Genomic DNA, 15,936 nt, shown 5'->3' with positions numbered 1-15,936 from the left:
AAAAGAGCGGTAAAACAACCTGTTTACTGCTCTTTTTTTGTCGACTTATTTTATACTACTTTGATGTAACTCTTTTTTATCACTCTGTGAGTTGAGACATAATCACAGCAAGTGCTGAAACTCCCTGCTCAACTTCATTGATACCAGATGCGACAGAGCTAATCCGCTTAACGCTGCTACCGGATAATTCATCAACTATATTCATCTTCTCGAGCAGTTGTTCTATCAATCGGCTGTTGGCATTAACCACTTCTGAAATCTCTGTGGAAGATGAAGCTGTCTGGCCTGCGAGTTTTCGCACCTCATCTGCAACGACCGCAAAACCACGACCCACATCACCAGCCCGAGCAGCCTCAATCGCCGCATTAAGTGCGAGTAAGTTTGTTTGATCAGCAACAGAACGAATAGCCTCTACGATGCTAAAAACAAGGGTTGCTTGATCCTTTAGTTGTTGACTAAGTTGCACAGCCAGCGCTATTTCTTTCGCTGTCTGCTGAGATACATTTACCGCTTCGCTTAAAGCATGATTGGCCGTTGCAGCAATTTGTGATGTTTCTTCAGATGTCGTTGCTGCACTGTCTCTTGCGTCCTGAGAGCGAACAACCTGTTTTGTGATATCTGTCGCAAATTTCACGACTTTATAAACCTTACCTAATTCATCCTTCACTGGGCTGTATGTGGCCTCTAGCCAGACTGTTTTTCCGGCAGAGTTCTTACGTTCAAATCGACCTGAAAAACTTTCACCAGTCCTCAGTCTTGACCAAAACTCTGGATGTTCTCGGTAAAAGTCGTCATAACAAAATATTTTATGCGGCTTATTCGATATCTCTTTATTGGTATATCCCATTACTGATAAAAAATTATTATTGGCTTCTAGCACGTGACCATCTGGCGTGAATTTAATCACTGCCATATAGTTTTCAAGCGCAGATAAGAGTGCCTCTTTATCTGCATTTTCTATCATAGATTCTGTTACATCTTTAGCGATTTTGACGACTTTGGTTAGTGTGCCACTTTCATCTACTACCGGAAAATAGGAGGCTTCCAACCATACTTTTTTATTCGATGCCGTTTTTCGCGGGAATTGTCCGTGCTTTGCGACGCCAGCGCTTAAGTCCTTCCAAAGCGCCGTGTACTCAGGTGAGCGTATGTAAACATCCTCACAAAGTGATTTATGGTGCTTTCCTTTTATTTCTTCAAGTCGGTATTCAAACAACTGCAAAAATAAGTCATTTGCATGAGTAATCGTGCCGTCTGGTTTAAATGTTATGAATGGTACTGCATGTTCTATCGCATTGAGCGTGCGGTTGAGCACTTTATTATCAGCCTTACATACATCTAACTGCACGATTTTTTCAGCTAATTTTTTATTGTCAAAAAGTCCCATATGGTCCGCCAATGTTGAGAGAAAACTTGCTTCAGTATTGGATTTATCGGCATCACTGAGCAAATAGTTATTTTTTTTAAACCACACCTTTTGTGAAAGGCTAAAATGACCTGACTTCGAATATACTGCTAGTCTTTTCAATTTGTTGGAAGTTTAAAAACCGTGATACTTCACAAACTCTTCGTTATCTGCACGCACGGAACGTACGTCATTTGCCGCAAAATCCTCATCTGGATAACCCAAAGCAATACAAATCATAATAGCTTCCGTATCTGGTATTTGCGCATATTTGTGCACAACGTCAGATTGCATGATGCCCTGTCCATTGATAACGCATCCTAAGCCAAGATCCCAAGCTGCAAGGACAATGCCGTATGCCAACGAACCCAAACCAAATTGCGTAATGCCAGCTGGCTCTAGCGACTTGTCGTAGGTGAGAACAAGCGACACTGGAGCGTCAAATTGGCGAAAACCTCTCATCATCCAATCCATGCGCTTTTCTTTATCTTCACGTTTGATGCCCATCACATCAAATAGTTGAATGGCAACGTCAATCTGGCGTTTTCTGTGCACGCCTTCATAGTCTTCTTTGTACGGAAAATCGCGCACATGAGGCTTGCCAGCGATCGTATCTTGCGTATTTCCTTCGCGTATTTTATCCAACACGTCGCCAGTCACAGCATGCACTTTCCAAGTTTGCGTGTTGTAAGATGAAGGCGCCCATTTAGCCGCGTTAATAATGGCATCGACCGTTTCTTTGGAAACGGCCTTTTTCTTAAAACCACGTACACTTTTTCGAGAAGCAGCAAATTCTGCAAAGTTCATAAAAACCTCATTTTTTATTATTAGACTTGGTGGCAACTGCTAATGCAGCTTCAGGTTGGGTCGTAGCCTATTGTTTATTCGACTCACAAACATGAATAGCAGTGTTTTGAATTTGCCATAAATAACCACTTGATGCATTCGGTACAAGCTAATGTAGACGATGCGCGCTAAGCGACCTTCAATGAACATGCTGCCGCTGGTTAGGTTTCCCATTAAACTACCAATCGTTGAATAGGTAGACAACGAAACTAAGGAGCCATAGTCGACGTATTTATAGTCAACTTGGGCTTTATTTGCATCTAGCAACTTCATATTCTTAAACACGTGGCTAGCCATTTGGTGAGCAGACTGCGCGCGCGGTGGTACTTTCGAACCATCGGCCATTATGCAATGTGCGCAATCACCTAAGGCATAAATATTTTCATCCGTCATACTAAATAGCTGAGGTGTTACTACAATTTGATTAATCTTATTAGTTTCAAGACCACCAATACTAGCCATAAATTCGGGAGCTTTGATACCCGCCGCCCAAACCGACATTCGGCTAGAAATAAATCGACCGTCTTTAGTGTGCAGTCCAGTTGACTCAACTTTTGATACCGTTGTATCGAGCAGTATTTCAACACCTAATTTCTCTAACTCTCGTTTTGTACTCTCTGCAATTCTTTCTGGAAGAGCCGGCAATAATCGCGGACCAGCTTCTACTAGCGTGACTTTAAGTCTATTGCTTGATAAGTGGTTATAGCCATATGATTTTAGTAGTTCAGAGGTTTTATAAAGCTCAGCAGCCAGCTCAACGCCGGTCGCTCCTGCCCCAACAATCGCGATTTCCAAATTATGGTTTTCATCGTCAGATTGTAATTTTAAGAATTCATTGAGTAATTTAATATGAAATTTTTGAGCACTTGCTGGTGAATCTAAAAAAATACAATGATCTTTAGCGCCGCCAGTTCCGAAGTCATTGGTAACTGAGCCTATGGCAAAAACCAATTTCGCATATGCTAACTCCCTAACATTCAGGACCACGTTTCCGTCATCGTCAAGCAAGGGCGCTAAGGTTATCTTTTTAGTTTTTCGATCAAGTTCGACCATACTACCTAAATGAAAAATGAAGCCATTTTTATTACCTATCGACAAATAATCAACGCCATCGATATCCGGGTCGAGCGAACCTGCCGCAACTTCATGTAATAGAGGCTTCCATATGTGTGTTCGATTTTTATCAACCAGAATCACTTTTCGAGATGCACTTTTGTAACGGCGCCCGAGTTTCACAGCGAGCTCTAATCCACCGGCACCACCACCAACAATAATAATATTTTCGTTGCTAGTCTGCGCTGAATTTTGGCTTTGTAATTTTGTCATTTGATTCGCAGTATTGTATTAGTTAATTGAAAATTATTTGTCCCAAAGCCCATGATAAATGGCGACCATTTCCTTAACACTAGGCACTCTAGGGTTATTTCCTGGCGAACCTGACGCTAACGCTTGCTCTGCCATTGTGGTGCAAACTGCAAAAAACGCATCCTTTTCAATACCAAATTCTTTCGGAGTTGGTACTTTAAGGTCAACATTAATTTGTTGCAGTTCATTGATAAGCAGTTCACAAGCCTGCTCATCAGAGTGATGACTTGCGGCAACCCCCATTGTGCGCGCACAGGTTGCGTACCTAGCAGTTGCAGAAGCAATCGAAAATGCAGTAACACTAGGCAACAACATTGCGTTAGACAAACCATGAGGAACATGAAAAAAAGCACCTATCGGTCGGCTCATTCCATGCACTAAGGCTACAGATGCGTTAGAAAATGCCAAACCAGCTAAGGTCGCACCTAGCATCATGGCCTCTCGACAGCTCTCATTTTTGCCATTGTTATAAGCTTCTCGCAAGTTAGGCGCAAGCAGTTTCATTGCCGCTAAGGCTTGACTGTCACTGTACAAATTCGCTTTTTTACTGACATAGGCTTCAATTGCATGGGTTAGCGCATCAATACCCGTATCTGCAGTAATGCGCGGCGGTAAACTCAAGGTCAGCGTGTAATCAATTAATGCAGCTGCAGGCATAAAGCCAGGACCAGCACAGAGCATTTTTTCGTCTGTATCTTGGTCTGTGATAATCGTAAATTTAGTGACTTCAGAGCCGGTGCCGGCGGTAGTAGGAATAGCGATGACAGGTAAACCTGCTTGAGTTTGTATGTGAGGAAACTTGTAATCTTTCATTTCGCCGCCAAACTTGACTAGCACGGCGACGGCCTTTGCAGTATCAATCGGGCTTCCACCACCCAAGGCGATAATACAATCATAAGGTTTACTTTTTACTTTACTCACTGCCTGCATAATTGAGGCAACGGTAGGTTCAGGGATAGTATTATCAAATACATCCGGTAGTTGCTCAGCGTCCTCAAATTGTGTTAACAGCGCCTGCACATAACCAAGTTCAACCATCGTTTTATCGGTCAATATAACCGGACGACAACAAGCTAAACTCGCAACAACCTCCACAATTTTCCGTGATGCATGCGCGCCAATTTGAAGTATTCGTGGGAGTACAACTTGTGTAGACATAATTGACCGTATTTAACCTTAAGTTGATAACTCGATGTCGCAATCATAAACATTATTCATACCATCAAACTTGGCAAACTACTATGAAAAACATCATGTTGAGATAAAAGTATTAGGTCGTGCTGTTAGTTGCTCGATCGCGACGCTTGAAGCAGTTCTATTATGCTCGCGCTTAGTAATGCTTTAGTAACCGGTTTAGCTAAATAACCATTCATACCAGCACGTAAACACTTTTCCTTATCGCTTTTCATCGCGTTAGCAGTCAATGCAATGATAGGAATATTTTTTACTTTTTGATATTTATCATCTTCGCGGATCATTCGAGTCGTTTCAAATCCGTCGAGTTTAGGCATTTGGCAATCCATTAGAATGAAATTGTACTGAGCCCCTTCGTCTGAATGTAAATACTCTAACGCTTCTTCACCATCTGCTGCCAAAGTACATTTGATCTTTAACTGGTCAAGTAAGTTCTGGATCACAACCTGATTTATCTCATTATCTTCAGCAACCAGCGCATGACAGTTTTCAAAGGCCTGATAATTTATATCGTCAGTTTCGGCATTTGTCATCGCTGAATAACTGACATTTGACTTTTCGATGGAACCAAACGGGACGTTAATCGTAAAATTAGAACCTACACCAAATTCACTATCTACCTTGACAGAGCCCCCCATCAACTCAACGAGTTTACGGCTAATAGGTAGACCCAAACCAGTGCCTTGTGCTCTGCGAGTCGCACTAGAGTCGACTTGTTCAAATGCTTCGAACAATGTCCCCTGGCTATCCTCTTTAATCCCGATCCCAGTGTCAATAATTGCACAAATGAAGTTGGCATTTCCATCGGCTTTTTTATTAAGTCGAGCTCGCACACTGATTTTGCCAGCAGTAGTAAACTTAATAGCATTTCCTAACAAATTGTATAATATTTGTCTTAACCTATGGGGGTCACCAGTGCACAGAGCGTTTTCCATACCAACGGACTGATAATCGAACTTTAAGCCCTTTTCTGTGGCACGGTGCGCAAAATCATCTATTAACTCTCCGACTAACTTCGTCAAGTTAAATTGTTGACTACTGATGCTTATCTTACCCGCTTCAATCTTTGAAAAGTCGAGAATATCCGTAATTATATTTAGCAGATGTTTTGAACTATTTTTGATTAGCCCTAAGTAATGTTGACGTTTTTCGTCACTTACTGCCTTCATGGCAGCATCTTCTATCAACATATCAACGAGCCCAATGACACCCGAAATTGGCGTTCGTATTTCATGACTAACATTGGCTAAAAATGCACTTTTTTGTATATCTGCAGCTTTCGCCTTTTCAGCCATTTTTTCGGCAAGTTGGGCGTTATTTTGAGCTCGCTCACTAATGGCTTTAAGTTCATCTTTTATTTGATTAGCTTCAGTCAGATCAATATTAACCCCAGTGGCTTTTATTGGATTATTATTTGCATCGTAAATACACGCCGCCATACCTAGTACACTGCGGATATCACCGCTGTTGGTCACGACTCTAAATTCGTGTTTGAAATACTTATGGTTAGTAATTGAATCTAAGAATGCATTTTGAGCTTCAGCGAGATCATCAGGGTATACACTGTCGTTCCAGTCTTGCAATATACCATTGAAAGAGTCTCGGCTACGTCCATAGATTTCAAATAATCTGTCATCCCAAACCAATCTATCACCGACTATATCGTAGTCCCAAACCCCTATTTGAGCGGCCTGTAGCGCGAGCACTACTCGCTGCTCGAGTCCTTGACGCGTCATTTCGTCCTCTTTTTGCATGGTGAGGTCTTTAAAAGTCCCAAAGTTTCTGACTACTCGCCCATTTATGACTTCTGAAAAACCCGTTGCGTTTACTATTAAATTTTTACCTTTACTACTGATAAAATTTAAATCAACAGAATAAGGCTCTCCCGTTTGCTCTAATTTTTGCAGAACATCTGTTAACGTTGAAATTGCATCCGGTGGAAAAAATTTAAGACCGTCTTCGAGTTTAGGTCTAAACGTTGCGGCGTCAGTCTCGTGAATACGATGAACATAGTCTGACCAATATAAGTAACCAGTATCCAAGTCAATTTCCCAGTACCCGGTATCGGTAACACTTTCTAATGCACTCAATGCTGAACTAACACGCTTACTTTCAGAAACATCCTCTCCAATAACATAGTAGTCACCTTGTGCTTCATCTACGGTGAGTTGCCATTTAATCCAAAAAAAACTGCCGTCTGCTTTAATAAAACGATGAGTATGATACGTACTATTTACGTCATTTTGCGTTAAAGCTTGAGTAACCGCTTTATGCTCATCGGGATGAAAAAAGGAAAGTAAGTTTTTGCCAAGAAGGTCAGCTGATGTGAAAGCAGTTATATGCGTTGAGAAAGGATTGCAGTGGTCTATTTTATTATTGCGATTACACCGAATAAAAATAAAGTCGATATTTTCGAAAAACTTAATAATGGATAACATCAGGCTCTCTATTTATTTATGTAAATCGACAATTGTTATATCGGTGCTAGTCTCTCATTTCTTAAATAAAGCGAGTACGTTTACCCTTCGCTTTACCAAACTTTAGTATAATTTATAAAACCAAGCAATATCCGTTATTTGAAATAGTAAACTTTTCAAGTAACTTACAAACGTTTTTGCGTATCCGGAGATGCCCAAATAAGCAGTAACAAGCCCGATATTATGAACAATGCGCAGCCGGACAATAGCCATGGATTAATAAACCAAACCTCGCCCCATTCGAACTTACCAAACATGATTTTCTTCCATCCTTCGAAGTGTTGAAAAGCACCAACAAAAAAACCAAAAGCAGCAACTGTGCTTGCAAGATACAGATTTATCCAGTTTCTAGGGTTGGGCAGCAGTAGCGATAGTCCTAATATACCGATGATCGTGCGCTGTGCTCTGCAATAAGGACAAACATAGACTAAATCAGTGAGTTCTGAAGCCCAAGCTAAAACACAAATCGCTATCGCAACAATTCCCACAATTTTTCGATTATTTAACAAGCAATTTAGTAATGCTTTATCCATCTTGTTTACCTTCTTATTTTAATGTCTACTTGTATTAACTAAAGATTAGAATGATATTTTATGTGTCTCTTCGCAAGCGTTTTAATAATGACTAGATATAAAAATCAAAATCAAAATCAAAATCAAAATCAAAAACGGTACTTCTTAGTTTCACCTAACAGCTAATAAATTAACAACATAATATTTCTAATAAGCCAAATAATGATAATAAATGAAAAACAGGTCCGTTTTTGGAACGGCAACAAATCACCCATTAGACGTGAATACGAAAAGCAGTTGCTTTCTTTATGCTTGAGTGAAGCCGATTTTGTGGATGCCGATATTTTAGTAGATGAATCCGACTACCCAAGTGCTGAAGATGAAGGGAATATTTTCTCCAAGGGATGCGACGTGCTTGTCAGCGTTGCCGGGAATCAAAAGTTTTCTGGCAAACCTACTAGAATAATAGAGATACCGGTTTGTAAAGGCATTTTAGGTCATCGATTACTGATAATTCTAAAACAACAGGCCAAGCGCTTTAGCAATATAAGTAGCATGGAACAATTACAAAAAATGACGATTGGTATTCCTGCAACTTGGGCTGATGCAGACTTGTTTAGAAAGAATGGATATACGGTGTCCGAAAAAGGCAGCCTAGATGATAACGTAAGTCGTTTATTAGCCCAAAAAATTGACTATATTACCTTAGGGGTAAACGAAATAGAGTCGATATTAGAGCAATTAGGTGACTTCAAAAAGGAATTGTTAATTGAACCAAACATTTTAATTTATTACCCACTTCCACTCGTCTTTTACGTCCACCCCGATAAGATGCAACTTGCCAATATAGTCGAGAGCGGTTTACACGCCGCGATTGCGAATGGCAAACACGCCGCATTATTTGAAATGCATCATCCAAACATTGTAGACAGATTAGCCTTGAGAACGCGCAAAACCTTGCAGTTAACTAATCCTTATTTGCCCGATTCACTCAAGCAATTTCGGGCTATGTTGTAAGTAAATTCAAGTGAATAAACTCGGTGGAAGACTAGCGTCTTTTACCCCCAACAGTCTATCTCAACAGCACTTCGTAATTTATCAAAATGTATACCGATATTTCATTTACGATACGCCAAGAATTAGCGACACTAACAAAATTACGATACTCTCAAGTGTTGGCCGTTTTGGACTAGCGGCACAAAATTATTCTTAGTCAAAATTGAGGGATACATGCATTTACCCACATTAGTTATCATGACATTAGTGACAAATGTCCTAATTGGGTTTTACTTGAGCGTATTGTATCGTCGCAAGCCCAAGGATAAATGTTTTAAACTTTGGGCCTTGTCTTGTGGGAGCTTTGTCATCGGAGCCGCATTAGCATCGTCACGGTCCTATAATATTCCTGAATTTTTCACTTTTTTCGTCGCTGATTTTTTACTAATTTTGACACCTACCTTAATATTATTAGGACTTATCCAGTTTTCTCGATTTCGCTATACAAAGCGCAAAAGAAAGCAATATTTTGCAGCATTCAGCACGGTTGTCGTTCTGTTGTTGGCAACCTTTCAACACCATCAGTTAGTAAGCTTCATAGCGGCGCTGGCAACCGCTTCGTTGTTTGGCCTATGTGCTTATTTATTGCATAAATCAGTCATTAACGAACCCATTCTCACCCGCACGTTAAAAACGATATTCATAGTGCATAGTGCCGTTATGCTCATCCAAGCGATTTTGATTATTATAAACTGGGGTACCATTAATCAAAATGGTTTGCCTGAGAGTTCTATTTATACTCTGTTGAGTCACATACTGTTGACCACCCTTACTGCACTGCTTTTACCCTGGCTCTGCTTTCTTAAACTTGAACGTCAATTAACGTTAAAGTCGCAGCGCGACGGACTAACCAAACTCGCTAATCGAGAGTATTTCTTTAGTCAAGTTGCACGGTATTGGCAAGAATACCCATCCCTGCCAACTGCAGTAATGATGATTGATATAGATCTATTTAAAAACATAAATGACAACTTTGGCCACGCCACTGGCGACCGTACAATAAAATTGGTTGCACAAGTGTTATCAAAACAATTGCGCAGCAACGACATTATTGGACGCGTTGGCGGTGAAGAATACGCCGCATTGTTAGTTGACATCGACCAGCATACCGCATTTAAAATTGCCCAACGTTTGTGTGAGCAAGTAGCTAAACAGTTGCGCTTCATTGGCAAGGACGAAGTTGAGGTCACCATTAGCATTGGCATGGCGCAGCTAAAGCCAGCTAATTATAGTTATGAGGCGGCGTTGAAAGCCGCTGATGTTGCCCTTTATGCGAGTAAAGAATCGGGCCGTAACACCGTATCTATTGGAAAGATTAAAGAGAATTAAGCACTTCGAAAGACACTTTCCACTGACATTCCCTAAACCGCCTAAGTAAAATCCGATGGACAACTGGCCTTTGAGATAGCTAACCTTTTGCGCTAAAGCTTGCTAGAATACTGTTTTTTCATCCAGTAAGCTCTTTTATGATCGTGTATATCGCAGAAAAACCTAGCTTGGGTCGGGCAATTGCGACAGGTTTTTCTGGCAAACAACAAAAGCGCGAGGGCTACATCGAGCTGGATAATGGCGATTGCGTAACGTGGTGTGTCGGTCATCTACTAGAACAAGCAGAGCCAGATAAATACGATGCTGCGTTTGCCAAATGGTCGCTGCAACATCTACCGATTGTGCCCGACAAGTGGCAGCTTGTGCCGAAAAAGAACACACAAAAGCAACTCACCGTGGTTAAACGTCTACTAAAAAAAGCTACGCATATCGTAAATGCGGGCGACCCTGATCGCGAGGGCCAGTTGTTAGTGGATGAAGTGATCACCTATTGCGGGGTAAAAGCCTCAATTATTGAAAATGCCGGACGTTTGTTAATAAACGACTTAAACACCAGTGCAGTGAAAAAAGCACTTCAAAACATGCGGACTAATCGTGAGTTTTTAGGCTTGTCGATTTCGGCCTTAGCTCGCTCTCGCGCTGATTGGTTATATGGGTTAAATCTGACCCGAGCTTACACTCTGCTAGGACAGCGCGGTGGTTATAGCGGTGTTCTTTCTGTTGGGCGAGTTCAGACCCCAGTTTTAGGTTTGGTAGTAAGGCGCGATCAAGAGATTGCACATTTTGTCTCTAAACCCTTTTATGAAGTCATCGCTTCACTAGAATCACAGAACAAGAAAACCTTTAATGCCAAGTGGCAACCAAGCAAAGCTTGCGAACCATATCAAGACGAAGAAGGTCGAGTGCTGTCACGCAAATTAGCGCAAACGGTAGTGAATAAAACGCGAGGCCAACAAGCTAAGGTAACTGACTACAAAGTACAGAATAGGCAAAGTCCCCCGCCCTTGCCATTCAGTTTATCTGTATTACAAATTGAGGCGTCAAAGCGCTTTAACTTATCGCCCAAGATGGTGTTAGATGTTTGTCAGTCTCTGTACGAAAAACACCAATTGATTACTTACCCTAGATCAGATTCTCGCTATTTACCAAAAGACCAGTTTGGGCAGGCTTCAAACGTGTTAGGCGCGATTAAGTCAAATGTGCCAAATTTTGCAAGCGCAGTAGATAACGCTAATCCAAAGTTAAAATCTAAAGCCTGGAATGACAGCAAAGTTGATGCCCACCATGCCATTATTCCGACCAATCGCAGTAAGGCTATAGGCAGCTTTACACAGTATGAAGGGAAAATTTATCAGCTCATTGCTAATCAATATTTAATGCAGTTTTATGGGCCACATAAATATCAAGAACAAGTGGCTAAGATTGATATTGCGGGCGGTGAATTTGTTGCCAAAGGCAAATCGAGTCAAGACTTAGGCTGGTTAGCACTGACTAAAAACCAAAATAATGCATCCGACGATAATAAAAACGACACGTTGTTGCCTCAGTTAAACAAAGGAGAGCTTCTGAAATGCACAGACTCTCAGTTGATGGAGAAGCAAACATCACCCCCTAAACATTTTACAGAAGCTACCTTGCTTGCAGCCATGACCGGTATTTCTCGTTATGTTCAGGATCGCAACATTAAGCTTATATTAAAAGAGACTGATGGGCTGGGCACAGAGGCAACCCGAGCAACAATTATTGATTTGCTATTTAAACGTCAGTTTATGCAAAAAGTAGGCAAAGAGGTCCATGCAACCGAAACAGGTAAAGCCCTTATTAACGCTTTACCTAGTGAAACTACTTATCCTGACATGACCGCAACTTGGGAGGCAGACTTAGATAAAATAGCCCAACGACAACTACGTTATGACGGCTTTATGCAACCTTTAACAGAGTCTATTGCGCGGCTTATTGACAACAGTCAACAGTTAGATTCAAGACAGTTTGCGGGTTTGAAGAGTTCGAAGCCAACGCGCAAGAAGCGTTACTTTAAGAAAAAGTCTTCTTAAGTGAATATAAATATCGCCGTTAATATTCGACTTTATCGTTAAACAGAGGATGACTCTAACTTACGCGAGAGCCAGCCCTTAAATTGCTGCAACGTTTAAATTCGTTTACTTTTTAATCAATCTATATTACGTTGCTTGTGTTAACTATTCCAAACAGCACAAAAATTCACTAGATAAAAAGTGCTACAAAGCAGTAATTGTAGGCTCATAAAACGTTTTAAGGACGAACTTTATGAACGAGCTTGAAATTGCGTTAGCCATCGCACGTCCCTTTCTTAGCTTTTCAATCCGCTCTACTGGCACAGTGGCGGTGAAATCATGTGTTCATCCTTCTCGTTTAACTATCTTTCAAAATAAACTCAGCGATTTATCCATTCATGACACATCTTCACTAGGTTTTTGCCGAATTAGCTGACAATCCGATTACTAAGGACATTCTATGGACATTTTACTTATAAGCGCCGGCATAAAAGCAATGCTGCGAGCTGCACAATCAGGCATTGATTTGAGTGTTGAACGTAAAATTGATAAACCTATTTTTTTACCCACCATCCGCTTGCCGCAAAGTACACCTTTGCAGCAAGTTAGCGAGTTTTTAAACGAGTTTGATAATATCGCGCTGCGCACTCAGCCTCCGTTTGCAAAGGGCTGGCATGAACCAAGCCTTTCTTGGACTTATACTGACGCCGCTAATTCACAGGCCTGTATCGCCAAAATGTATGAGTTGAAAAGCGCAAATGTATTATCTGATAGTTCATCGGAGCAAAAAGACATGCTCATTGGTGGACGCATGATTGAGCAATGGCGATATGACAATCAACCTCCTACAGCTTGGTCGCGCATGGCGTTAACGTTAGTTGATATCGGTGCCGAATTTATTGCCGCTTACCCTTCTGTGATGGGCGCAGATTCTAAAGGTGAGAAACTAGTGATCTCCTTTGCAACAAAGCTCGATAGTCTTATTCCTAACGATGTGGAGGACATGGGTAAACGGCATGACTTTGAAAACAGAGTTTTAGCCGTGTTTGTGCGATCGAGTTTGGCGGTGCTTGCCGAAAATACCAAAGTCATTATTGATGATGAACAGGTTGCAGCCATAGTCAGCGGGGTAATAAATCCGATCGTGACGCAAATGGAAAACAAAGACTTGAGTGAGGTTATTCAATACCGTGATTTGATCAATACCTTAATAGGGCCATCCTCGATTGCGGTTATGCGCTTGATTGTGGATAACACTGAGGGTTATTTAGGTGGCAATTTTGTAGATGATAAGGCCTTGGGGATCGTAACGAAGGCATTTTTGAACGCTGCAACTGAAACAGCTCAGGATAAAAATATCGCCGCCGTATTTTCTAAACAAGGTTTGTCTGCCTTACTCGTTGCTGGACTGGATGTTGCTATCAAACAGCCAGAGGTATTTTTTGACGAAAGTAAACACATTGACAATACTGAAGCTATGCAAGGTTTATTAAGCAACATTGCGACTAGTTTTTCCGCAAGCGCTAGTAATACGCTTGATAAAAAGCTAAGTACTGCCATTGCGATTAATGTTTTCAACGCCGTCGGTGAACATGCAAATGTACTGTTTAAATTAGATGCGAATAAGCCATGGGACAAACTTGCCGCATCTTTGATACGTGATTTTAGTGCAGAAATGAGCACAAGTTTAGCAAACGGTGGACGCATTGATTTATTTAACAACGAACAGCAGCAGCGCTTATCGAACATTATTCTGACCCAAATAAGTCAAAGCCCTAGTATGTTAAGCATTCATGATCAAACCGCCTTAAAGGTGCTAAAAGGCAGCATTGCGATCATCCAGCAAGATAACAGCTTCATGTTATCGAACGAAGAGTGGCTGGCGTTTACTGAGCTGCTCAGCAACGCGGCCGTAACGGACTTTGAGCGTTTGTTTAACAAAAGCATTTCCGTAGCTGGCGAACAGAAAGCGCTAATCACAGCCGTTATTATCCCCCTAGTGCAACGAATAGAGCAATTCAATAGCGATAGCGCGGACCTTGCTTGGCAGGCCAATACTGTTATGCACTTAGTTAGCACTACCGTAGATGGATTGAAGGGAAATATTTCAGGTTTATTGAGTCAACCAACCATCATCAATGAACTCATGGATGATTTACTGCAAAAAGTTGTCAACGAACCAGACAAATGGGGAAGCGACACGATTAAAGAATATCTTACCGACTCACTTAAAAGCGCTATCACAGAGGGAGTGTTACCATGAAATTGACCTACAATTATTACAAATTAACCTTTAAAAATAGAACACTGAAGTACCTGATTACTTTATTTGCGGCATTCACCTTAAGCGCATGCATAAGCACCGCAGAATATACAGCCGCAAATGACGTCAATCTGATGGACAACAACTTAACAGCTCTATTAATAGAGTCATCAACAAAGAACAACACTGCAGAGAAAAAGCAGATAGCGTATTTAGCGGCGTTGGCTCATGAGTCGGGTGACGCTATGGTGAGTGCTGGCAGCCCCAAGCTAGCATTAGCTTATTATCGCATTGCGGCCGTTGGTTATTGGCGAGACGATGTTGATGCAAACGACAATAAACTTTTTGATGTCATAGACTCCGCAAAAGTATTGTGTGATACGTTAAAAGGCGTCGGGAAAGCCCCTGACCGCGATTGTTTTATCATTCAAGTCACGCTCTCTTTAGAAGTATTAGAAGAGAAATACAGCGAAATATCAAAAGTTAATCAAATGAACTTTAATCCAAGTAATATTGCTGATGTTCGTAGTCTATTGGATGAGCTTGGTTATCAAGCCGATAACAACAATACTAAATCGGCTGGTTTTCTGGTTAAATTTGTTTCTAATGCAAAAAGCAATGCCGCTTTTTTAAGTAAACATCCCACAATGAAAGCTTATATTGAAGACACCTTATTGGCAGCAACCAAGCAATATAAGATGAGTATGGGTGAAGTGATCGGATATTATCGTAAAAACGACGATGAGTCTGAAATAGCTAATATGAAAGCAACGCATCCAATCTATAAAGCTTATTTAAGCCAGAGTGGTAGCACTGACGTTGAGCGTATCAAAACGATGGTAGCTGAATGGCTTAGCGTTGAGTAATTTTGTTTTTTGCATCAAATTTACCCCTTAGACTCTCGTATTGTTTGTTTCCTGCGGGAGTTCAAATGCTTTTCCTGCTCAAATTTTAAGTTTTCTACGTGTTCAATGAACGAATCTGTCATTTTTTTCAACAATTCTAGCTCTTCAATTGAGAGCTCATCTAATTGTTCAAGGTTGTATTCAATAGTATCAATAATCTGTTTTGATGGGCGTTGTAATGGACGCATAAAATAAGTCGTTATCGACGCAACGATAGCACCAAAGAAAAGTGCAGACCCAATAACAATCCATATTCCGCCCAATAAAATGGACATTCCATTGACCGGAGTATCGGCAATACCAGCAGTTGAAAATGCTGCAATCCCCCAATATAAAGCTTTGCCATAAGAGGTTATTTTGGTATTTGGTGCATCGCTTTCTCCAAAATAAATCCCTGCCGAAAACAACAGCCACAATGCAACTAACAGGCACGCCATGTAAACAACTGGCGTATACAAAATAACTTCTTTTATGTAATTTTGTGTCTTCTTTCTTAAACCTTGATGCTTCATAGTTAGTTAACAAATTTGTAATAGCGCCGGATGTAAAGT

Annotated in this window: 11 protein-coding genes and 2 pseudogenes; 5 read left to right on the top strand and 8 right to left on the bottom strand. The window is 41.0% G+C overall.

Features of this window, described 5'->3' with window-relative positions; all coding sequences use genetic code 11:
• Positions 1-79 precede the first annotated feature (79 nt).
• The 7 genes and pseudogenes from GNIT_RS18575 to GNIT_RS06185 all read right to left on the bottom strand — a co-directional run.
• Positions 80-457: pseudogene (locus GNIT_RS18575) on the bottom strand (methyl-accepting chemotaxis protein); the annotation flags it as partial.
• Positions 458-664: 207 nt separating this feature from the next.
• Positions 665-1,387 (bottom strand): annotated as a pseudogene (locus GNIT_RS18570) (PAS domain-containing protein); the annotation flags it as partial.
• Between the two features lie 153 nt (positions 1,388-1,540).
• A complete protein-coding gene (locus GNIT_RS06205; protein ID WP_014108306.1) occupies positions 1,541-2,212 on the bottom strand; it encodes a nitroreductase in 672 nt (223 codons plus the stop codon).
• A 39-nt stretch (positions 2,213-2,251) separates the two neighbouring features.
• Positions 2,252-3,577, bottom strand: a complete 1,326-nt coding sequence (locus GNIT_RS06200) for an NAD(P)/FAD-dependent oxidoreductase (RefSeq protein ID WP_014108305.1) — start codon at positions 3,575-3,577, stop codon at positions 2,252-2,254.
• 33 nt (positions 3,578-3,610) lie between these two features.
• The gene (locus GNIT_RS06195) at positions 3,611-4,774 is read right to left on the bottom strand and encodes an iron-containing alcohol dehydrogenase (RefSeq protein WP_041246319.1); all 1,164 of its coding nucleotides are present in this window, start codon (positions 4,772-4,774) and stop codon (positions 3,611-3,613) included.
• A gap of 125 nt (positions 4,775-4,899) precedes the next feature.
• The gene (locus GNIT_RS17665) at positions 4,900-7,248 is read right to left on the bottom strand and encodes a PAS domain-containing hybrid sensor histidine kinase/response regulator (protein ID WP_014108303.1); all 2,349 of its coding nucleotides are present in this window, start codon (positions 7,246-7,248) and stop codon (positions 4,900-4,902) included.
• A 164-nt stretch (positions 7,249-7,412) separates the two neighbouring features.
• Positions 7,413-7,820 (bottom strand): disulfide bond formation protein B, encoded by a 408-nt coding sequence (locus GNIT_RS06185; protein WP_014108302.1) that lies wholly within the window; start codon positions 7,818-7,820, stop codon positions 7,413-7,415.
• A 201-nt stretch (positions 7,821-8,021) separates the two neighbouring features.
• On the opposite strand from GNIT_RS06185, the gene GNIT_RS06180 reads away from it, so the two are divergent.
• From GNIT_RS06180 to GNIT_RS06155, 5 genes are all read left to right on the top strand, one after another.
• On the top strand, positions 8,022-8,816 hold the full coding sequence (locus GNIT_RS06180; RefSeq protein ID WP_014108301.1) for a type 2 periplasmic-binding domain-containing protein: 795 nt from the start codon (positions 8,022-8,024) through the stop codon (positions 8,814-8,816).
• Between the two features lie 213 nt (positions 8,817-9,029).
• The gene (locus tag GNIT_RS06175) at positions 9,030-10,184 is read left to right on the top strand and encodes a GGDEF domain-containing protein (protein ID WP_014108300.1); all 1,155 of its coding nucleotides are present in this window, start codon (positions 9,030-9,032) and stop codon (positions 10,182-10,184) included.
• A gap of 137 nt (positions 10,185-10,321) precedes the next feature.
• Positions 10,322-12,238 (top strand): DNA topoisomerase III, encoded by a 1,917-nt coding sequence (locus GNIT_RS06170; RefSeq protein WP_014108299.1) that lies wholly within the window; start codon positions 10,322-10,324, stop codon positions 12,236-12,238.
• A 439-nt stretch (positions 12,239-12,677) separates the two neighbouring features.
• Positions 12,678-14,480 (top strand): hypothetical protein, encoded by a 1,803-nt coding sequence (locus GNIT_RS06160; RefSeq protein WP_014108298.1) that lies wholly within the window; start codon positions 12,678-12,680, stop codon positions 14,478-14,480.
• The gene (locus GNIT_RS06155) at positions 14,477-15,346 is read left to right on the top strand and encodes a hypothetical protein (protein WP_014108297.1); all 870 of its coding nucleotides are present in this window, start codon (positions 14,477-14,479) and stop codon (positions 15,344-15,346) included. The genes GNIT_RS06160 and GNIT_RS06155 overlap by 4 nt, the downstream gene beginning before the upstream one ends.
• 20 nt (positions 15,347-15,366) lie before the next feature.
• Here GNIT_RS06155 and GNIT_RS06150 read toward each other — a convergent pair whose 3' ends face one another.
• The gene (locus tag GNIT_RS06150) at positions 15,367-15,843 is read right to left on the bottom strand and encodes a two pore domain potassium channel family protein (RefSeq protein WP_238526945.1); all 477 of its coding nucleotides are present in this window, start codon (positions 15,841-15,843) and stop codon (positions 15,367-15,369) included.
• Between the last annotated feature and the right edge of the window lie 93 nt (positions 15,844-15,936).

The sequence above is a fragment of the Glaciecola nitratireducens FR1064 genome (assembly GCF_000226565.1).
GTDB lineage: Bacteria > Pseudomonadota > Gammaproteobacteria > Enterobacterales > Alteromonadaceae > Glaciecola > Glaciecola nitratireducens.
The sequence above is the reverse complement of the archived record's forward strand: the minus strand, read 5'-3'. Positions and strand labels throughout refer to the sequence as shown.